This window comes from Corynebacterium sp. Z-1 (genome assembly GCF_031844665.1).
Classification (GTDB): domain Bacteria; phylum Actinomycetota; class Actinomycetes; order Mycobacteriales; family Mycobacteriaceae; genus Corynebacterium; species Corynebacterium sanguinis.
Genome location: NZ_CP134621.1, coordinates 2,200,056 through 2,219,678, shown reverse-complemented (window position 1 = coordinate 2,219,678; position 19,623 = coordinate 2,200,056). Strand labels below are relative to the sequence as shown.

Genomic DNA, 19,623 nt, shown 5'->3' with positions numbered 1-19,623 from the left:
CAATAGGGGACTATGAACATCCTCTCCATCCAGTCGGCCGTCGCTTACGGCCACGTGGGCAACTCGGCGGCAGTGTTCCCGCTGCAGCGCATCGGGCACGAGGTGTGGCCGGTCTACACCGTCAACTTCTCTAACCACACCGGCTACGGCGCGTGGCGGGGCCCGATGATCCCGGCTGCGGACGTCGCGGACGTGATCGCCGGTATCGACGAGCGCGGGGTGCTGGGCCAGGTCGACGCGGTGCTGTCCGGCTACCAGGGCGGCGACGACATCGCGGGGGTGATCATCGACGCCGTTGCTCGCGTCAAGGAGCTCAACCCCGCGGCCGTCTACGCGTGCGACCCGGTGATGGGCAACGCGAAGTCGGGTTGCTTCGTCGCCGACACCATCCCGCCGCTGCTGCGCGACCGCGTGGTGCCGGTGGCCGACATCATCACCCCGAACCAGTTCGAGCTGGGGTACCTGACCGGCCGGGAGGCGACGGACCTGGACTCGACGCTGGACGCGGTTGCGGCGGCCCGCGAGATGGGGCCGCGGACCGTGCTGGTCACGTCCGTCGAGCGCCCCGAGGCGGATCCCGAGAACTTCCTCGAGATGATCGTGGTCGACGACAAGGGGTCGTGGATTGTGCGCACGCCACGGTTGCCGTTTAAGCGCAACGGGTCGGGTGATGTGGCCTCGGCGCTGTTTACCGGCCACTACATCCGCAGCGGTGATGCCGCGGACGCGTTGGCGCGCACGGCCTCGTCGGTGTTTGATTTGCTGTCGACGACCTACGAGGCGGGGGCAGGGGAGCTGCTGCTGGTGGAGGCGCAGGACGCCTACGCGCAGCCGCGGCTGCAGTTTGAGGTAGAGGCACTGTAAACGGTGTGCTAACACGCGCCAAGCCGCCCGGTTCCCGTCGAGAGAAATCGGGGCGTGCGGGCGTTAGGCGCTGGCTTTGGGCTCGGCGGGAAAGACAGGCGGGTCCGGTGGCAGGCCGGGGGCGCTGAGGCCGCTGATGCGTCCGCGCCGGAAAAGCTTCGCCCAGGCTGAGTCGTGGAACCCTTGCGTGTCGTTGTACTCGATGCTGCCATCGGGGTTGACCACGCCGATCCTGCCCGTCGCGGGGTCTCTCTCGACGTGGGATCTGCCGTGCGAGCCGTCTCGGGCGTCGTTGTTGAACCGGTGGTGGCGGCGACACATAGCGGCTAGATTCTGCATATCCGTGTTCCCGCCGCGAATGTAGGACAGGATGTGGTGGATTTCGGCCTCGGACGTGGGCACCGAGCAGCCGGTCCAGGCGCAGACGCCTTGGATGGCCAGTGCCACGATGCGCTGCGCGACGCTGGCGAGGCGGGTCCTGCCCAGTGAGAGCGGGACACCCGTGGCGCGGTCGATGTGCAAGATGAAGTCCTCGGTCCCGCCCATCCCGAGGCGCACGAGGTCGAAGCAGGACAACTCCGCGCCGGTGTTCGTGGGGAAGGTCGTGGTGAAGTCGGCGTCCGCGAGGTCGTCGAGGGTGATCGAGATGACCACGGAGGCCGCGCCGCGGTTCTTAGCCTGGCGGTCGTTTTCGTACTGCATCATGATGTTTCACAGCTGGTCGAACTTGCGCTGCGCGGGCATGCGGGTGTCGTCGGCGATGGCGTCGGGAATGTTGGAGCCGGGGCCGGGGTTGTGGTCGAGCAGGACCTTGATCAGCGCATAGTTGGCTTCGGTGAGCGTGACGCTCATCGTGCGCGTCCCGTCGGCCTTCTTCGGCGTAAAGCTCACGCCGCGCCTGTCGAACCCGGCGTTCGGGTCGTTGACCGGCTTGTGTTTGCGGTTGGCGCGATCAACGAGCCGGCGCACGAATGCGTGGAGGTCCTCGGGGGTGCGGGTCTTCGCCTCCGCCATGGCGCGCTTGAAGATCGCGGGGCGCTCAACGCCGGCGTGCTTGGTCAGCTTGCGCAGCTCGCGGTCGATGATCGCCTGCTTTTCGGCGGAAACTTCCTGGGAGTCGGAGCGCGTCTGGTCCTGTGTATCCGAGGACGCTGGGTCGAACAGCGGAGCCGACTCCTCGGGCTGGGGCGGCTGCACGGGCGGGTCGAACAGGTCCTTGGCCCGGTCGAGCCGGCGGAAGGCCTCCCCGCGGGAGATGCCGAGGGCCTTTTCCAGGTAGTCGCTGGGCCAGTTGCCGCCGACGAGGCGCCCCGCGTCCTCGCGGGCGCACACGTGGGCGAATGCCGCGTCGATGTACGCCTGCTTTGCCGAGACCTTTTCCAGGCATTCCATCTCGGCGTGGATGTCGTGGAGTGCGAGCGTGGTGGGGTCGTCGAAAAGCATGCAGAGCTGGTTCAACGTGTCTTCATACGCATCAACTAGTGCGGTGAGCCTTTCCATGACTTCCCCCTTCCGCTTTCGAATGCCTGTGCCCAATTATACTAGCGCCTACTTAGCGCACACGTGCTAGCTTGTCACCATAGTGTGCACTTTGGCGCAAACACCCCGCGCGACGAAACCGGCCACGCCACCCGCCCCAGCTAAGATGGCCGTTATGAATACGAACACGCCTGAGGGCTTCCGCTCCGGCTTCGTCAGCTTCGTCGGCCGCCCGAACACGGGTAAGTCGACGCTGACGAACGCGCTGGTGGGGGAGAAAATCGCCATCATGGCGGACCAGCCGGAGACGACGCGCCACCCGATCCGCGGCATCATCAACCGTGAGGATGCGCAGGTCATCGTCGTCGATACGCCTGGCGTGCACCGCCCGCGCACGCTGCTCGGCGAGCGGCTTAACGACGTCGTCCGCGACACCTTCGCCGACGTCGATGTCATCGGTTTCACCGTCCCGGCGGATGAGAAGATCGGCCCCGGCGACCGCTTCATCCTGGAGCAGATCCGCACGATCAAGCCCAACGCCCCGATCGTCGGCATCGTGACAAAGCTGGACAAGGCCAACAAGGACACCGTGGGCGAGCGTCTCGTGGAGCTGCACGACCTGCTTGGCGAGGATTGCGAGGTCGTGCCCGTCTCCGCGACCGAGGCCGTGCAGCTCGACGTGCTGCTGGACATCCTTGTCGACCACCTGCCCGAGGGCCCGCAGTTTTACCCGGAAGGGCACGTCACGGACGAGGACACGGAGACGCGGATTTCGGAGCTGATCCGCGAGGAAGCGCTCCAGGGGTTGCGCGAGGAGCTGCCGCACTCGGTGGCGGTGCAGATCGATGAGATGCACCCGGACCCGGACAACCCCGAGCGCCTGCGGGTTTACGCCGTGATGTTCCTCGAGCGCCCGGGGCAGAAGAAGATTATCGAGGGCCCGGACGGGCGGCGGCTCTCTGGCATCGTGCACCGCGCGCGCAAGCAGATCATTGAGCTGCTCGGCCAGAACGTCTTCCTTGACCTGCGCATCAAGGTGCTGAAGAACTGGCAGTCGGACCCGAAGGCGCTGGGGCGTCTTGGCTTCTAGGGAGAGCTACCGCGACCGCGCATTCGTGGTGCGTACCTACGATTTCGGCGAGGCCGATCGTGTCGTGGTGCTGCTGACTCGGCACCACGGTCTCGTGCGCAGCGTGGCCAAGGGCGTGCGCAAGTCCCGCTCGCGCTTCGGATCACGGATCCAGCCCTTCGTGGACATCGACGTCCAGCTCTACCCGGGCCGCAACCTGGCCACTATCACGGCCGCCGACACCGTCGCCTACTTCGCGGGCCGCATCATCGAGGACTTTGACCGCTACGCCGCCGGCTGCGCGATCCTGGAGGCCGCGGAGAAGCTCAGCTACTCCGACGCCGAGCGGGGCAGCTCGCTTTTCGACGCCACCCGCGACGCCCTGGAGCAACTTCAAGACCCCGAGCAGCACCCCACGCTCGTCCTCGACGCGTTCATCCTGCGCGCGACCGAGCACGCCGGCTGGGGCCTGAGCCTGTTTCACTGCGCGAACTGCCAGGACCCGGGCCCGCACAAGGCGTTTAGCGCCCCGACGGGCGGGGCGGTGTGCAACAACTGCCGCCCGCCCGGCTCGGCCGGCGTCGACCCGGAGACCCTGCACGTGATGTGGCTGATCCAAAACGGCCACCCGGCCGCCACCGACATGGTGGAGCAGGTGCACCGGCTGACCACGGCCCACCTGCACTGGCATCTGGAGACGGCCGTGAAGAGTTTGAAGATTATGGAGCAGGCATAATAGAGCAATGACCAGACCCGACATTGCCCCCGAGTTCATTCCTCGCCACATCGCCGTGGTGATGGACGGCAACGGCAGGTGGGCCCAGCAGCGCGGGTTGAAGCGCACGGAGGGCCACAAGCGGGGCGAGGCCGTGCTTATGGATTGCGTCGATGCCTGCATCGAGCTCGGCACTGTGCAGTGGCTGTCGGCGTACGCGTTTTCCACGGAGAACTGGCGCCGCAGCGCAGAGGAGGTGCGTTTCCTCATGGGCTTTTCCCGCGACGTGCTGCGCAACCGCCGCGACGAGCTAAACGGCAAAAACGTGCGCATTCGCTGGGCCGGTCGACGTCCGCGGCTGTGGCGCAGCGTGATCCGCGAGCTGGAAAAAGCCGAGGAGCTCACCCAAGACAACACCGGGCTGACACTGGTGATGTGCGTCAACTACGGTGGCCGCGCGGAGATCGTCGACGGAGTGCGCTCGCTTCTCGACGCCGCAGCCAACGGCCAGATCCGCCCCAGCGAGATTACCGAGGACACCTTCGACCAGTGGCTGTACCAGCCGGATATGCCGGACGTGGACCTTTTCCTGCGCCCCTCAGGAGAGCAGCGCACCTCGAACTTCCTTTTGTGGCAGTCGGCCTACGCGGAGATGGTGTACCAGGAGAAGTTGTGGCCCGATTTCACCCGCGAGGACCTTTTCGCTGCCGTGCTGGAGTACGCCAAGCGCGACCGCCGCTTCGGCGGCGCGATTGAGTACAACGCCTAAGCGTTGTTGCCGCGTTCTTCCTGGCAGGTGCGGCACACGCCGAAGACCTCGGCGTCGTGTCCGACCAACTCGTAACCGTAGCGCTGTGCGACGAGCTGCGCCCATTGCTCCACCGGGCCGCCTTCGATCTCTTCGCTGCGGCCGCATTGGGTGCACATTAAGTGGTGGTGGTGATGCTCGGTGAGGCAGTGGCGGTAGAGAGACTCGCCGTCCTTGTTCTGCAGTACATCCACGGCCTCCACCTGGGCCAGCGACTGCAGAGTGCGGTAGACGGTGGTCAGGCCCACCTTTTCGCCGCGCTGCTCAAGCGCGTCGTGGATTTGGCGAGCGGAGACGAACTTGTCGATGTCGCGCAGCGCTTCGACGACCGCGGTGCGCTGCCATGTATTGCGGACGCCTAGCTTGGGCGTGGGAGTGTGACGTTTGGGGGCAGGGGTGGCCGACGGTGTGCGAGACATGTCCCCATTCTATTCCCGAGTAGGCCCCGGTGTGAATGGCACCAGGCCGGGGTCGCGCGAGGGCCGAATGTCAGAAGGGGGATCGATGATCGCTACCGCGCCCGCGGACGAGCCATTCTCGGTAGTCGAGGTGGCGTCGGAGAGGCGTCGAGAAGCAAGCTCGTCTTCGCCCGTGCCGGTGTTACGAACCGTTGCGAGGTCAGCGAGCTGAAAAATGATGTCAATAACGGCGGGCTCAGCGAGCGTGTACACGACCTCGCGACCCGCCCTCGCCGCATCCACGAGGCCGGACTTCTTCAGCACGCGCAGGTGCTGGCTGATCAGGGGCTGCGACTTGTCCAACGTGGACACAATCTGGTGCACAACGTGCGGGGATGTGTGCAAGAGGAGGAGGATTTGTAGTCGCAGAGGGGAGTCAAGAGCGCTCACAATCGCGGCCGTTCGCTCGACGTCCCGCGGTTGCAGACCATTCACGACCCTCAGCCCCTTTCTATTACCTATTCTAAGCGCTGGTCGCACTTGGAGAGATATCTTTCCGAATATGATAGACGACTGTCCGCGGAGTGGGGCGAAACGCTCCGCTTGGCGTCGACACCGATTGAAATTGGCGACCCGCTACACTGGGCAACTAGCTTTGTCACTGTTCTTAAAACCGCCGTCTGATTTCTACAGGAGTTGTCCATGGCCTCCAGCAACATCGATACCGTCGTCAATCTCTGCAAGCGTCGTGGGTTGGTGTACCCGGCGGGAGAGATCTACGGCGGTACCCGCTCCGCGTGGGACTATGGCCCGCTCGGCGTGGAGTTGAAGGAGAACATCAAGCGCCAGTGGTGGCGCCACATGGTGCAGTCGCGCAAGGACACCGTCGGCGTGGACACCTCGATCATCCTGCCTCGCCAGGTGTGGGTCGCCTCGGGCCACGTCGAGGTGTTCACCGACCCACTGGTGGAGTCCCTGCACACCCACAAGCGCTACCGCGCCGACCACCTGCTCGAGGCCTACGAGGAGAAGCACGGACACCCGCCGGCCAACGGGCTCGCGGACATCAACGACCCCGAGACCGGCCAGCCGGGCAACTGGACCGAGCCGCGCGCCTTCTCCGGCCTGATGAAGACCTTCCTCGGCCCCGTCGACGACTCCGAGGGCCTGCACTACCTGCGCCCGGAGACGGCCCAGGGCATCTTCGTCAACTTCAAGAACGTGATGACGTCCGCGCGCATGAAGCCGCCGTTCGGCATCGCGAACATGGGCAAGTCCTTCCGCAACGAGATCACCCCGGGCAACTTCATCTTCCGCACCCGTGAGTTCGAGCAGATGGAGATGGAGTTCTTTGTCAAGCCCGGCGAGGACGAGCAGTGGCACCAGTACTGGATTGACAACCGCCTGCAGTGGTACATCGACCTCGGCATCAACCCGGACAACCTGCGCCTGTACGAGCACCCGAGGGAGAAGCTGTCGCACTACTCCAAGCGCACCGTCGACGTGGAGTACGCCTACAACTTCACCGGGTCGAAGTGGGGTGAGCTCGAGGGCGTGGCCAACCGCACCGACTACGACCTGAAGACCCACGCCGAGGCCTCGGGCGAGGACTTGAGCTTCTTCGAGCAGGACTCGGGCGAGCGCTGGATTCCGTATTGCATCGAGCCGGCAGCCGGCCTGGGTCGCGCGATGATGGCCTTCCTCATCGACGCCTACCACGAGGACGAGGCCCCGAACGCGAAGGGCGGGGTGGACACCCGCGTCGTGCTCAAGCTGGATCGCCGCCTCGCGCCGATCAAGGTCGCGGTGCTGCCGCTGTCGAAGAAGCCGGAGCTGTCCGGCCCGGCGGAGGAGCTCGCGCAGACGCTGCGCCAGCACTGGAACGTCGACTTTGATACCTCAGGTGCGATCGGGCGCCGCTACCGCCGCCAGGACGAGATCGGCACCCCGTTCTGCGTCACCTTCGACTTCGATTCCCTCGAGGACAACGCCGTCACGGTGCGTGAGCGCGACACGATGCAGCAGGAGCGCGTCAAGCTTGACGAGCTCGAGTCCTACCTGGCCGCACAACTCATCGGCGCCTAGAGGCGCGCGAAGAAAGATAAGCCCATGCACTACGTCAGTTGGGATCGCAGCGACAAGGACAACCTGAAGCTGCTCGCGGAAAACGGCCCCGAGGTGCTCGGGGTGTTCACCCACGAGCGCGCCACCGTCGGCGACCAAGAGTGGGAGCTGGTCACCTCGCCGGAATCCGGCGCGGTCGCGACGCGCGCCGGCGAGGAGATTGTGCGCGCCACCGGCAGCCTCAAGCGCGACAAGAAAATCCCGGTTACCGTCGAGGGCCGCGGTTACGCGCTGGTGAACGAGTGGTCGAAGAACTGGATCGTCGACGACGCCGCTGGCAACAAGGTCGCGCAGTTCACCCAGGACCACAACGGCGTGCGCCGCGCGATCCTCGAGTTCGAGGGTGAAACCCAGCTCCCCGCGACCGACATCGCCGCGCTGGCGTGGGTCTCGCGCGAGGTGCTGGAGACGAAGAAGATGATCAACTCGACCGTGCTGATCGCCTTCCTGGTCTTCCTCTCCATCTTCGTCGTCGTGGTCTTCCTCATCCAATGATCTGGCAGGGCAGCTCGCTTCTCGACGGCCCCACCACCGTGGCCGAAGCCACCGCAGACGCCGTGGTGGTAGGCGCCGTGACGCTGAGCGTGTCCTCGTCCTCGCCCGCAGACGTCCGCGCTACCGCGCCCGACGGATCCACCTTTCGGGTGGCCAAGGCGGGGCTAACGGTGTCGCGCTACCGCGCCGAGTGCGCCGGGCGCACCTACGCGCTCAACCGCACCAGCGGAAAGCGGCGCGAAATCCTCGACGCCGAAGGCCGCGTCATCGCGCGCACCCGGGGCTTGCCCAACGGCGACCTCGAGGTCGACTGGGCAGCTAAGGCGCAGGAACGTGGGGCTGGCGCGATGCTGGATGTGGTGTTTATGTCGTGGGCACTAACGTTTGTCGACGCGCCCACCAGACGCACCCTGTACTAGGGCCCAGAAGTACTACGGCCTAGAACATGCCGCCGCGGCCGACGGGCCCGCCCCCGGAGAACCCTCCGCCACCGCCGAAACCGCCGCCAAAGCCGCCGCCCCCGCCGCCGAAGCCGCCGGAGAGGATCGAGCCCCAGATGATCGCGTTGGCCATGTTGCCCGCCACACCGCCTGCCATCTGCTGGTTGCGCTGCTGCTGGTAGCGGTTGATGTCGTCGTTCGCGGAGCTGGAGGCGCGGCGCGCGGTCTCGGTCGCGGTGCGCGCGAAGTCGATGGCGCCGCGGGTGTCGCTCGTCGCCCGGTTGCGCGCCTCGTTGAACTGGCGCTTCGCTTCGGCCAGAAGGGAGCGGGCGTGGGAACTGATAATGCGACCACGAGAGTTGATCAGGTCCTCAGCCGACTGGATCTGCGCCCCGGCGACCTGAAGCTGCTGCTGGAGCACGGTCAGTTGGCGGTTCTGGTCGGCGGCGGCGCCGCGGGCGGCGTCGATGTGGGCGTCGATACGCGAGTCCAGATCGGTCAGATCCGTGTACAGGGAGAGCGGGTCAGTCTCGGCGCGGTTGTCCATCGAAGCCAGACTCTGGCGAGCCTCGGCGGCAATGGCGTCCAGCGCGGCGACATCGATCTGCGCGCCCTGCTTGCTCGCACCCTTGAGCGACTCGATCTCTCGCAGTTCGCCCTCGATCTCGGTGATCAGGGCGGGAAGGTTTGCCCTGGAGTCGCGGATGTTGGTGTCGGCGTGCTCGATGGCGGCGAGGTTGGTGTCGGAGACTTCGACCGCGTGGGAAGCGGAGGCCAGCAGGTCCACCAGTGCGCCCTGGCGCCCGGCGGGCTGGGACGCGACGCTGCGCGCCTCGGTCAGCAGCCTCTCGGCCTCATCGAGGGAGTCCCTGGCCACACCGACGTTCGGGGCGATTGAGGCGAGTATCTCCTCTGAGTAGCGGGCACGCAGGTCTTCCAGTGTGGCCTCCGCTGGCTCGAGGCGGGCGCGGAGGTCGATCGTGCGCTGGACAATCTTGTCGATCTCCTCGTCCGCGCGCATGAGCGTGCTACGCATCTCGTTGAACTCGGCCGACTTGGCCTGCAGAGCTTCGTTTGCCTTGCCGGCCGACGAGATGATGTCGATCAGCATCGCGCGCTTTTCCGGCTCGGTTTCGGGGATGGCGTCGTACAGGCGCTGGTGGGTGGCGAACGCGCGCTGCAGGGTGGAATTCGCCGTGTTCATCGCGGACGTAAAGGGCCGCACGCGCTCGGGGCCGAACTCCGCGGTGGCCAGGGACAGCTCCTCCTTGCCCTGGCGGATGGACTCGTCGGAGTGGACAAGGGCGTCACGGGCGAGCTCTTCGAGCGCTGGCGTGGGCAGGCGCGACAGGGAATCGGTGTCTCCCGGGCCCAGCTCGCGCGCGGCGGCGACCTGGGCCTGCTTGGTTTTCTTCGTGTTGCGCCGCGATGCGGCCCAGATTCCGCCGCCCGCAACAGCGGCCACGCCGAGCCCGCCCGCGACCAAGAGGCCGCCCTGCCCGTCGCCTGCGCCGCCGCCCGCTGCTGCATCCACGGCAGCCAACGCCGCGCCGGCCCAGTCGTTTTGGGTCAGGCGCGCGTACGCCGCGTCGTACATCGCGTCGACCTCGCCCTGGGACCACATCTGGCCCGCGTCGACGGCAAATGAGCGTTCCTGCGGGGAGATCGCAATGACCGCGGTGTTGGATCCATTTTGGTTAACCGCCTCCTGAGCCCACTGCTCCGCGCTCATGGATCCGAAGGAGTCGAGGTAGACCACGCGGACGGTCTTTTGTTTCTCCGCCGCGACCTGCGTGACGGCGGATTCGATCTGGCTGATCTCCCCGGGGCTTAAGACTCCGGCTTCGTCGGTGACGACGTCGCTAAGCCGGCCGGGCGCAAGTGAGGTCGCCTGTGCCTGGACCGAAGTGCTCAGCGCGAGTGCGGCGGGTGCGGCGGCGGTGCCGAGTCCCGCTGCGAGCAGCGGGCCGGCGAGCAGGATGCGAAGATAGCGTGGATTCATGTGTTCTAGGGTAGTCGCAACCGCGACATTGCACTGCGACGCTTTAAGCTTGGGCAACGTGTACCCATACAGTGATGTCGACGTCGAGCGCCGTGCGCCCGAGGGCCCGAAGGGTTCGCAGATGCCCGAGTCGATGGACCAGCGTGGCGCGTTCTCCCGGGACCGCGCACGGGTTCTGCACTCGGCCGCCTTCCGACGCCTCGCCGACAAAACCCAGGTCGTCGGCCCCCGCGACGGTGATACCCCGCGCACCCGGTTGACGCACTCGATCGAGGTCGCGCAGATTTCCCGAGACATCGGCCTAGGCCTCGGCCTCAACCCCGACCTGTGCGACATGGCCGGGCTGACCCACGACATCGGCCACCCGCCCTACGGGCACAACGGCGAGGTCGCGCTCAACGAGCTCGCCGCGACCGCCGGCGGTTTCGAAGGCAACGCGCAAACCCTGCGCATCCTGACCCGCCTCGAGCCGAAGGTGATCGACGGTGAGGTGTCCTTCGGGCTGAACCTCACCCGCGCCGCCCTCGATGCCGCCTGCAAGTACCCGCGCACGCGCACGCTTGACGACGGCTCAACGGCGCGCAAGTACTCCGCCTACGACTCCGACCGCCACATCTTGGAATGGCTGCGCGCGGGCCACACCACTGACGCCCCTCCGATCGAGGCGCAGGTGATGGATACCGCCGACGACATTGCGTACTCCGTGCATGACGTCGAAGACGGCATCGTCTCCGGTCGAGTCTCACTGAAGGTGCTGTGGGACTTCGTTGAACTCGCCGCGCTGGCCGACAAGGGCGCGCAAGCCTTCGGCGGCGCCGCCGACGAGCTCATTGCGGCGGCCGATCGCCTCCGGGCGCTGCCGGCGATCACGTCCGCGGCGGATTTCAACTACTCGCTGTCGGCCTGGGCGGGGCTCAAGCAGCTCACCTCGGAACTCGTGGGGCGCTACGTTGGCGCGGTGACCTCGGCGACGAGGTCCGCTGATTTTAACCAGCCCGACGCGCTGCGCAGCGACCTCAACCCCGACGGCGCCCTGGGCCGACAGCACGGCCGGCTGATCATCCCCGCCGAGGCCGAGGCCGAGGTGCGCCTGCTCAAAACAGTCGCGGTGCTTTACGTCATGGACATGCCCACCCACCTTAAGCGCCAGGACCGCCAGCGCGACCGCATCTACCGCGTCTATGACTACCTCTCCCACGGCGCCCCCGGCACCTTGGACACCATGTTCCAGCAGTGGTGGCTCACCGCCCCATCCGAGCAGGAGCGCGAGCGCGTCATTATTGACCAGATCGCGTCGCTTACCGAGTCGCGCCTGGAGCGGTTGGCCAAGCGCTCCGCCAGCCTCGAGGGGTTTATGGGCTAGGGCTTTATGTAACCCCCGGCACTTCGCAGAAGCTTTCGTAATGGTCACCCGTGTAGTACCATTCGTCGACCTCGCCGTCGGCGCCGCCGCCGGTGACAATCCGGCGCTCCCCGCGGTGGCCCAGCCCGGGCGTTTCCACGGTGTACTCCTGGTAGTAGTCGAGCTCCTCTTCGGGAAGTACGCCCTCGTAGTTGCCAAAGCGCCGGTCGTCGAACTCGGGGTGGGGGTAGGGGCCGTCGTTTTCAACGGTGTCAATGGTGTCCCACGCCTGGGCGGGCACCTCATCGGGGGAGCAGAACTCAACTCCCGAGGGCCCGCCCTCGGCGATGTTCCTGATCCCGAACATGCCCAAAGACGCGCCGACGAGCCCGATGAGCAGCACACCGAGGTAGCGGTTTTTAAGCCCAGAGTTATCTGCCATGCGCTCCATTATCACCCACGGCCCCGTGAGGCGGGCGGAAACCCCGGCTCACCTGGGCGGTCCGTGGTTGACTGCGAAGCGGCTACGATGTAGCTCATGGCTAAGGGCAGGATTCCGGATAGTGACATCCAAGCAATCCGTGAGCGCGCGCCCATCGACGAGATCGTCGGTGAATATGTGCAGCTCAAGCCCGCGGGCCACGATTCGCTCAAGGGGTTAAGCCCGTTCAAGGATGAAAAGACCCCGTCGTTCCACGTCCGCCCCGCCCGCGGCTACTACCACTGCTTTTCCACGGGCAAGGGCGGCGACGTCTTTTCTTTCCTCATGGAGATGGAGCAGCTGACCTTCCCGGAGGCCGTCGAGGCGGTCGCGGAGCAGATCGGCTACCACATCAATTACCAGGGCGGCTCCACGGGTGCGCGCGATGTCAAGCCCGGCACCCGCGCGCGGCTGCTGGCGGCGAACAAGGCGGCGCACGAGTTCTACCGCGAGCAGCTGGAGTCCCCGGAGGCGAAGCCGGGGCGCGACTTCCTGCTCAACCGCGGCTTCGACAAGGACACGATCTACCACTTCGAATGCGGTTACGCCCCCGACGGCTGGGACACGCTGACAAAGCACCTGCTGCGCAAGGGCTTCGACGTCCAGGAGCTGCAGGACGCAGGCTTGTCGACGATGGGACGCCGCGGGCCTATCGACAAGTTCCGCCGCCGCCTGCTGTGGCCGATCAAGGACGTCGCGGGCAACGTCATTGGCTTCGGCGCCCGCAAGCTTTTCGACGACGACCCGATGGGCAAGTACATGAACACCTCCGATACGATGCTGTACCACAAGTCTAAGGTGCTTTTCGGCCTTGACCTGGCGAAAAAGAGCATCGCTACCGAGCACCAGACGGTGGTGGTGGAGGGCTACACGGACGTGATGGCGATGCACGCCGCGGGCGTGAAAACGGCCGTCGCCGCCTGTGGCACGGCCTTTGGCAAGGACCACATGTCGATCATCCGCCGGCTGATGTTGGATGACAACTACTTCCGCGGCGAGCTGATCTACACCTTCGACGGCGACGAGGCGGGACAGAAGGCCGCGATGCGCGCGTTCGAGGGGGATCAGTCGTTTACCGGCCAGAGCTTCGTCGCGGTTGCGCCGGAGGGGATGGACCCGTGCGACCTCCGCCTGGACAAAGGGGACTCCGCGGTGCGCGACTTGGTGGCCAGCCGCGTGCCCATGTACGAGTTCGTGCTCCAGACCCTGCTTGCGGCCTACTCCCTAGAAACCGCGGAGGGCCGCCTCCAAGCGTTGCGACGCACCGTCCCCGTCGTCGCCGACATCTCCGACCCTGTCCTGCAAACGGAGTACGCCCGCCGCCTCGCGGGCTGGGTTGGTTGGCCGAACCCGGGCGAGGTGATCGCGCAGGTCCGCGACGAAGCCAAGAAGCCGAAGAAGGCGAAGCGTTCTTTCAGCCCGCGGGCGCAGTCCAACCAGCCGACAAACACCGGCGCGCCGCTGTTGGTCGCGCCGGCGCCGAACGACTCCTTCCTGTGGCCGCAGCGCGAGGCGCTAAAGATCGCGCTGCAGTACCCCGATGCTGCCGGCGACTACTTCGACGGGATCAACCCGGACGCGTTCACCAACGACGCGTACCGCCAGGTGCGCGACGCAATGGACGCGGTGGGCAGCGTGGCCGCTGTGAGCAGCGGGGTCGAGTGGATCAGCGATGTCGCCGGGCAGATGCGCGACTTGGCGGGGCGCAACTTCGTCTCCGAGCTCGCGGTGGAGGAGATCCACGCCGACGACATAGAGGCCTATGCCGATTCTGTGCTCTCGCGTTTGCAGGAAGCCCGCGTGGGCGATCAGATCGCGCAGCTCAAGGCCCAGTTGGAGCGCATGCGCCCGGCTGACGACGAGCGCGCCTACAACGCCCTGTTCTCGGACCTACTGGCCCTGGAGACGGCGCGCCGGGAGCTGAATATCCGGGCGTTTCGCCCCGGCCACTAGCTGCGCACTATGCACTGCGCAATATAGGCGCGCGGGTCACTCGCGACCTGGGGTTTAAGAATCACGACGCGCTACATTGCGCAGTCCACAGTGCGCAGCCCCCCAAAAGAGCGACCTAGCTGCGCGACAGCGCGTACTCGACGGCGTCGAGAGGCGCGGAGGCGTCCCACTCGTCGCGTACGTCGGTGACCGCCTTGAGGTAGTCGGCGTAGGCCTCGGTGTCCCACTCAGAGCTGCTCACGCCGAGCGCCTCGGCCGCGGCATCGGAGAGGATGACCGGCGCCGCTTGATCGGCGCTTTGCGGACCCGCCAGGAAGTACACCAGGATGGAGGCGTAGCGGCCGGGCAGGCCGGTGGCGCGCACGCGCGCGTACTGCGCGACTGGGTCCAACCCCTCCAGCGATCGCAGCGCCTGGATAAGCTGCTGCGCCTGGCCCTTGTTGCGCAGGAACTGCTGCAGCTTCAGCTGCGTCTGCGGTGACTTGCCCGCCCCAAAAGCAAAGGCTGCACCGATGAAGTCGATCACGGCGTCGCGGTTGTAGCCGGTGGCGGTGGCGTCGGCTGCGAACTGGTAGACGTCGCCGCGCGTGAGCGAGGCAAGGGCATCGTCCTTGTACGGGGGGACGTGGCCGAGGTGGTGCGGCCAGCCGGTCTTCCAGCGGCGCGGGGAGAACGATGAGGATTCGTTCAAGACGTCCTCGGCGGTCGGGGAGAGTTCCGCCAGAACGGACAGGGCGGTTTTGTGGTCAGTCATGGCACCTATTGTTCCAGATCCCCGGGCCCCAATAAGATGGGGCACATGACCGTCCTGGTTCTCGACCCCCGTTGGCCCGACATGATTCCCATCGGTGTTCGGATTCGCGGCACCGTGGCGTTTACGTCCGAGGTGCCCGTGTCAGTGCGCTGGGCGATCGAGAATACGGTTGATGGTGAGAGCTGGCTGCTGACCACCGACCCTTCCGCCGCGGAGGCCGCGGCGCGTATCGCCGGCGGTGAAGAGGTTATCGAGGTAGCGAGCCTGTCCGACCCGGTGCTGGCGGCGACGCGCACGATGCGCGTCGCGCGCCGCCGCGGGGAGTGGGAGAGCTCAATGACGCACGAGAGCCTCCTGCCGTTCTTGGAGGAGGAGGCCGGTGAGTTCGCGGGGGCAGTGCGCCGTGGCGATGGCGCGGAGTTAAAAAAGGAGCTCAGCGACCTTTTCCTGCAGGTCCTGTTCCATTCCGAAATCGCCGCCGGCTTTGACTTTCCGGATGTCGCCCAGGCGTTCGTGGATAAGATGCGCTCGCGCGCGCCCTATCTTTTCGACGGCTCGACCGGCGTCGTCGGAATCGAGGAGCAGGACCGCCTGTGGGCGGAGGGTAAGGCGCGCGAGCGGGGATAACGCGCCGGGTTAGAGTTGTAGCGCGGGCAGTACGTTGCGCAGCTCAGGCAGCCCCGCCTGGGAGGACAGCTGGGAGGCGAACGCGATCGCCTGGTTGAGCGGGGTGACCGGGTCCGGCTTGACCACGCCGCACTCGAGGGCGCGGTCGCCAATGGTGTTGATGGTGGAGGCGGAGACCAGGCGCAGGGTTGCGTCGTCGCCGACTGCCTTGGTCAGGCTGGCGACTAGCTCGCCGCGGGTGGTTTCCGGGCCGACGAAACCGGTGGACTTCAGCCCAGTGGAGACGGCCCCGCAGTCGGCGGTGGCGATGCCGCCGTTGACGAGCTTGGCGATTTCGACCACGTTCGCGGTCTGAGCGTGGGCGGGGGAGACGCTGACAACAGTGGCGGCGGAGAGAAGGCCGGCCGCGAGGGAAGTGGAGAGACGGCGCATGGCGTTGTCCTTCTGTCGTAGGAAAAGTGGTGTCGCCGGCGACTTTACACGTGGCACATGTGAATGGAGTGAACAAAGTGACCATTGTTGTCAAAATGTGCCCCATCGCAGCGCCTCACCGCGTGCCGGTAGGATGGGCCGTCATGACTTATCGCCCGACTCGGCACCAGCAAGATGACAACCGCCCCGGCAAAGTTGCCGCCGGGTGCGGCTGTGCTGGCGTTGTCATGGTGATCACGGCGATTGTCTTGATCATCGCGCTCACTGGCTGGGTCTTCTCGATTTTCACCAACGTCAGCCCGTCGCCAAGCAGGCAGCCGGTGCCCGCCGACGTGCCGCCAGCTGCGGCTGAGGCGCCGCCGCTTATCGACGTCCACGCGCCCGGTCGCACCTCCGACAACCTCGCGGAGTGGGCCACCCCGATCGCGGAGCAGACGGGGATTGACCCGCAGGCCGTGCGCGCCTACGGCAACGCCGCGCTGATCGCTCGGGAGGCGTGGCCGACCTGCAACCTTGCCTGGAACACCCTTGCCGGGATCGGCTGGGTGGAAACGCGCCACGGCACGTATACCGGTCGCACGTTTGACGGCGGCCGGCTCAACGAGGCTGGATTCGCCGAGCCCCCGATCGTCGGCCCGGCGCTTGACGGCAGCGGCAACTTCGCGGAAATCCGTGATACCGACGCCGGCGCGCTCGACGGCGACACCACCTACGACCGCGCGGTTGGGCCGATGCAGTTCCTGCCCGGCTCCTGGAAAATCTACGGCCGCGACGCCAACGGCGACGGGGTGGCGGACCCGCAGCAGATCGACGACGCCGCGCTCGCCTCCGCGAACCTCCTCTGCGCGAACAACCGCGACCTGTCAACCCCGGAGGGGTGGCGCGATGCGATCTTTAGCTACAACAACTCCAACGACTACGTGGTAAAAGTCCGCGACGCAGCGGCGAACTACGCGCTGTCGCAACCGGCGCACCGCTAGGGCGACACAAAGCGGGAAAACTCTGCAACAATTGGAGCCACAAACGCTTGACTCACCTAAGGAGAAACAGTGGCTGACATCATTCACGCATTCGCACGAGAGATCATGGATTCCCGCGGCAACCCGACCGTCGAGGCGGAGGTCTTCCTCGACGACGGGGCGCGCGGCATCGCCGGTGTTCCTTCCGGTGCTTCCACGGGCGTCCACGAGGCCCACGAGCTGCGTGATGGCGACGAGCGCTACGAGGGCAAGGGCGTACGCAAGGCAGTCGACAACGTCAACGAGGAAATCGCTGATGCGATTGCCGGCATCGAGGCGGACGACCAGCGCCTCATCGACCAGACTATGATTGAGCTCGACGGCACCGACAACAAGTCGCGTCTTGGCGCGAACGCGATCCTCGGCGTGTCCATGGCCGTGGCTAAGGCCGCCGCCGAGTCCGCCGGCCTGCCTCTGTACCGCTACATCGGCGGCCCGAACGCGCACATCCTGCCGGTGCCGATGATGAACATCCTCAACGGCGGCGCGCACGCGGACTCCGGCGTGGACGTCCAAGAGTTCATGATCGCCCCGCTCGGCGCCGAGACCTTCGAGGAGGCGCTGCGCATGGGCGCGGAGGTCTACCACGCGCTCAAATCCGTGCTCAAGGCCAAGGGCCTGTCCACCGGGCTTGGCGACGAGGGCGGGTTCGCCCCCTCCGTCGACTCCACCAAGGCCGCGCTTGACGTCATTGTCGAGGCCGTTGAGAAGGCCGGCTACACCTTGGGCGACGACATCGCTCTCGCCCTCGACGTCGCGTCCTCCGAGTTCTACGAGGACGGCGTCTACAACTTCGAGGGCGGCAAGCACAGCTCGGCGGAGATGATCAAGGTCTACGCGGATCTCGTGGAGCAGTATCCGATCGTGTCCATCGAGGACCCGCTAGACGAGGACGACTGGGACGGCTATGTCGAGCTCACCGCCCAGATCGGCGACAAGGTTCAGATCGTCGGCGACGACTTCTTCGTGACCAACCCGAAGCGCCTCGCGGAGGGCATTGAGAAGAAGGCCGCCAACGCCCTGCTGGTGAAGGTCAACCAGATCGGCACCCTGACCGAGACCTTCGACGCTGTCGACCTCGCGCACCGCAACGGCTACCGCACGATGATGTCGCACCGCTCCGGCGAGACCGAGGACACCACCATCGCCGATCTCGCCGTGGCTTTGGGTTGCGGCCAGATCAAGACCGGCGCGCCGGCGCGTTCCGAGCGCGTGGCCAAGTACAACCAGCTCCTGCGCATTGAGCAGCAGCTTGGCGACGCCGCCGTCTACGCCGGACGCTCCGCCTTCCCGCGCTTTAGCAGGTAACGCCTGCTTGTCGACGCCCCCTCGGCGCGTGTTGTACCGAACGCCGCCCGAGGGGGCGCTTTCCTGCCGTTATGGTGCAGCGGAACCGATCGAGGTGCGACATTTCGTGGTGGCACCCCTGTGAGAACGGGCAGACCGGTTACACTTTCACATCATTATGACCACACGCGCCACACCCCCGGAGAACCAGCCGCACCGCCGCCCTAAGGCGACGACGGTGCCCGTGGCGTCTCGTGAACGCGCGCGGCGGGAGCGGCAGCAGGCGCGCGCCCTCAAGCAGAAGAAACCCCTGTTCAAGCAGGACCTCACCAGCTGGGCGATTCTCATAGCCGTCCTTATTGCGGTCCTTCTGGCCATTGCGGTTCCCCTGCGCAACTACTACGAGGGACGAAGCGAGATTGCCCGGCTCAACGATTCCATCGCAGCTCTCGAGCAGCGAAAAACAGAGCTGGAAACGGAGATCGCGAAATACGACGACCCGGAATACGTCAAGCAGGAGGCGCGACGCCGCCTCGGTGTCATGGAGCCAGGGGAAACAGCGTGGCGAATCATGGACCCGCGGATGACCCAGGGCGAGAACATCACCACGGACCAGGCCCCCGACGACCGCTCCTGGCCGGAGGTGCTGTGGGACAGTCTGCGGGAAGTTCCGGCACCTGAAGCGCCTGCGCCGCCCGCTGACCAGGCCGCAGAAGCACCGGCTGCCAGTGCTCCTGCGGAGCAGCCTGCACCCTAGTGGCGGTGCCAGTCGCCGAAGGCGGTGCCCTTGAGCACCGCATCTGAGCCGGCGAGCTTTTTGACCAACGCCATGCGCTCGTTGTCACCCGTGGGTACGGCCCGGACGACCTCGGTGTTGTCAAGCGATGACGCCGAGGCGAAAGGCGTCTGTAGGTTGCCCTCTAGCCGGTACGGGCTGGATGTGGACGGGCGGACGTCGAAATCGAAAATCTCCGTGGGCAGATACAGCGTGGCGCAGGCGTTGGGGTAATCCACCACTGCGGAGAAGTGCGCCTCGATGGGGGCCGCGCCGAGGATGAGGAAGGCCTGCTCCTTGGAGTACCCGAAAACGGTGAGGTAATCGATGCAGTGCTTGACAGCGTTCTGGTACGCCAGCGTCGCATCGAGGTGGCGCTGCTCGCCTTCGTTTGTGATGGACAGGCCCGTGAAGGTGAGCCAGTCCGTGTACTTCGGCCCCTGGTCGCCGGGGACGATGTCGACGGCAGACTCGACGTATCCACCGATTTCAATGGCTCCGTAGAGGGTGATCTCGTTGAAGAACCGGCCCCCGCCTTCCGTTTAGGACGCGAAACGTT

22 protein-coding genes are annotated in these 19,623 nt (G+C 66.0%); 13 read left to right on the top strand and 9 right to left on the bottom strand.

Annotated features, from left to right (window positions below; genetic code table 11):
• Positions 1-12 precede the first annotated feature (12 nt).
• Positions 13-864, top strand: coding sequence for a pyridoxal kinase PdxY (gene pdxY, locus RIU96_RS10810; RefSeq protein ID WP_136652791.1), 852 nt, complete (start codon positions 13-15; stop codon positions 862-864).
• Positions 865-927: 63 nt separating this feature from the next.
• On the opposite strand, the gene RIU96_RS10805 is transcribed toward pdxY, so the two are convergent.
• Together RIU96_RS10805 and RIU96_RS10800 are read right to left on the bottom strand one after the other, a co-directional pair.
• On the bottom strand, positions 928-1,569 hold the full coding sequence (locus RIU96_RS10805; RefSeq protein WP_259812621.1) for an HNH endonuclease signature motif containing protein: 642 nt from the start codon (positions 1,567-1,569) through the stop codon (positions 928-930).
• Between the two features lie 6 nt (positions 1,570-1,575).
• Positions 1,576-2,364, bottom strand: a complete 789-nt coding sequence (locus RIU96_RS10800) for a DUF222 domain-containing protein (protein WP_258562533.1) — start codon at positions 2,362-2,364, stop codon at positions 1,576-1,578.
• A 145-nt stretch (positions 2,365-2,509) separates the two neighbouring features.
• Between RIU96_RS10800 and era the strand changes: the two genes are divergently transcribed.
• From era to RIU96_RS10785, 3 genes are read left to right on the top strand one after another with little or no spacing between them, the layout of a single operon-like run.
• Positions 2,510-3,433, top strand: coding sequence for a GTPase Era (gene era / locus RIU96_RS10795; protein ID WP_311204981.1), 924 nt, complete (start codon positions 2,510-2,512; stop codon positions 3,431-3,433).
• Complete coding sequence (recO, locus tag RIU96_RS10790) at positions 3,423-4,148, top strand: DNA repair protein RecO (RefSeq protein WP_144741148.1); 726 nt, start codon at positions 3,423-3,425, stop codon at positions 4,146-4,148. Before era ends, recO begins: the two co-directional genes overlap by 11 nt.
• Positions 4,149-4,155: 7 nt before the next feature.
• Positions 4,156-4,896 (top strand): isoprenyl transferase, encoded by a 741-nt coding sequence (locus tag RIU96_RS10785; protein ID WP_144779672.1) that lies wholly within the window; start codon positions 4,156-4,158, stop codon positions 4,894-4,896.
• On the opposite strand, the gene RIU96_RS10780 is transcribed toward RIU96_RS10785, so the two are convergent.
• Positions 4,893-5,354 carry a Fur family transcriptional regulator gene (locus RIU96_RS10780; RefSeq protein WP_144318011.1) on the bottom strand — a complete coding sequence of 154 codons (462 nt, stop codon included), beginning with the start codon at positions 5,352-5,354 and terminating at the stop codon, positions 4,893-4,895. The genes RIU96_RS10785 and RIU96_RS10780 overlap by 4 nt on opposite strands.
• A 9-nt stretch (positions 5,355-5,363) precedes the next feature.
• Entirely contained in the window at positions 5,364-5,783 is a 420-nt protein-coding gene (locus RIU96_RS10775; protein ID WP_144779690.1) for an ArsR/SmtB family transcription factor, read from the bottom strand.
• Between the two features lie 252 nt (positions 5,784-6,035).
• Between RIU96_RS10775 and RIU96_RS10770 the strand changes: the two genes are divergently transcribed.
• From RIU96_RS10770 to RIU96_RS10760, 3 genes are read left to right on the top strand one after another with little or no spacing between them, the layout of a single operon-like run.
• The gene (locus RIU96_RS10770) at positions 6,036-7,418 is read left to right on the top strand and encodes a glycine--tRNA ligase (RefSeq protein WP_144779670.1); all 1,383 of its coding nucleotides are present in this window, start codon (positions 6,036-6,038) and stop codon (positions 7,416-7,418) included.
• Positions 7,419-7,442: 24 nt separating this feature from the next.
• Positions 7,443-7,952 (top strand): hypothetical protein, encoded by a 510-nt coding sequence (locus RIU96_RS10765; RefSeq protein WP_144779668.1) that lies wholly within the window; start codon positions 7,443-7,445, stop codon positions 7,950-7,952.
• On the top strand, positions 7,949-8,371 hold the full coding sequence (locus RIU96_RS10760; RefSeq protein WP_301717303.1) for a hypothetical protein: 423 nt from the start codon (positions 7,949-7,951) through the stop codon (positions 8,369-8,371). Before RIU96_RS10765 ends, RIU96_RS10760 begins: the two co-directional genes overlap by 4 nt.
• Before the next feature lie 19 nt (positions 8,372-8,390).
• Here the strand turns inward: RIU96_RS10760 and RIU96_RS10755 are convergent, their stop codons facing one another.
• The gene (locus RIU96_RS10755; protein ID WP_144690368.1) at positions 8,391-10,394 is read right to left on the bottom strand and encodes a TPM domain-containing protein; all 2,004 of its coding nucleotides are present in this window, start codon (positions 10,392-10,394) and stop codon (positions 8,391-8,393) included.
• A gap of 58 nt (positions 10,395-10,452) precedes the next feature.
• Here RIU96_RS10755 and RIU96_RS10750 point away from each other — a divergent pair, with 58 nt between their 5' ends.
• Positions 10,453-11,757: a deoxyguanosinetriphosphate triphosphohydrolase gene (locus RIU96_RS10750; RefSeq protein WP_396136760.1), complete on the top strand. Its 1,305-nt coding sequence runs from the start codon at positions 10,453-10,455 to the stop codon at positions 11,755-11,757.
• 4 nt (positions 11,758-11,761) lie between these two features.
• On the opposite strand, the gene RIU96_RS10745 is transcribed toward RIU96_RS10750, so the two are convergent.
• Entirely contained in the window at positions 11,762-12,178 is a 417-nt protein-coding gene (locus tag RIU96_RS10745) for a guanyl-specific ribonuclease (RefSeq protein WP_259789519.1), read from the bottom strand.
• 96 nt (positions 12,179-12,274) lie between these two features.
• Here RIU96_RS10745 and dnaG point away from each other — a divergent pair, with 96 nt between their 5' ends.
• Positions 12,275-14,170, top strand: coding sequence for a DNA primase (gene dnaG, locus RIU96_RS10740; protein WP_144779658.1), 1,896 nt, complete (start codon positions 12,275-12,277; stop codon positions 14,168-14,170).
• Positions 14,171-14,285: 115 nt separating this feature from the next.
• On the opposite strand, the gene RIU96_RS10735 is transcribed toward dnaG, so the two are convergent.
• Positions 14,286-14,924: an 8-oxoguanine DNA glycosylase OGG fold protein gene (locus tag RIU96_RS10735; protein ID WP_311204980.1), complete on the bottom strand. Its 639-nt coding sequence runs from the start codon at positions 14,922-14,924 to the stop codon at positions 14,286-14,288.
• 45 nt (positions 14,925-14,969) lie between these two features.
• On the opposite strand from RIU96_RS10735, the gene RIU96_RS10730 reads away from it, so the two are divergent.
• A complete protein-coding gene (locus tag RIU96_RS10730) occupies positions 14,970-15,551 on the top strand; it encodes a MazG nucleotide pyrophosphohydrolase domain-containing protein (RefSeq protein WP_311204979.1) in 582 nt (193 codons plus the stop codon).
• A 9-nt stretch (positions 15,552-15,560) separates the two neighbouring features.
• On the opposite strand, the gene RIU96_RS10725 is transcribed toward RIU96_RS10730, so the two are convergent.
• Positions 15,561-15,983, bottom strand: a complete 423-nt coding sequence (locus tag RIU96_RS10725) for a hypothetical protein (protein WP_144318018.1) — start codon at positions 15,981-15,983, stop codon at positions 15,561-15,563.
• Positions 15,984-16,210: 227 nt separating this feature from the next.
• Between RIU96_RS10725 and RIU96_RS10720 the strand changes: the two genes are divergently transcribed.
• From RIU96_RS10720 to RIU96_RS10710, 3 genes are all read left to right on the top strand, one after another.
• Complete coding sequence (locus RIU96_RS10720) at positions 16,211-16,963, top strand: lytic transglycosylase domain-containing protein (RefSeq protein ID WP_136652903.1); 753 nt, start codon at positions 16,211-16,213, stop codon at positions 16,961-16,963.
• Between the two features lie 69 nt (positions 16,964-17,032).
• The gene (gene eno, locus RIU96_RS10715) at positions 17,033-18,310 is read left to right on the top strand and encodes a phosphopyruvate hydratase (RefSeq protein WP_136652776.1); all 1,278 of its coding nucleotides are present in this window, start codon (positions 17,033-17,035) and stop codon (positions 18,308-18,310) included.
• 157 nt (positions 18,311-18,467) lie between these two features.
• Positions 18,468-19,046, top strand: a complete 579-nt coding sequence (locus RIU96_RS10710; RefSeq protein WP_144741158.1) for an FtsB family cell division protein — start codon at positions 18,468-18,470, stop codon at positions 19,044-19,046.
• Here RIU96_RS10710 and RIU96_RS10705 read toward each other — a convergent pair.
• Positions 19,043-19,552, bottom strand: a complete 510-nt coding sequence (locus RIU96_RS10705; protein WP_259789605.1) for an acetamidase/formamidase family protein — start codon at positions 19,550-19,552, stop codon at positions 19,043-19,045. The two genes, RIU96_RS10710 and RIU96_RS10705, sit on opposite strands and share 4 nt — an antisense overlap.
• Between the last annotated feature and the right edge of the window lie 71 nt (positions 19,553-19,623).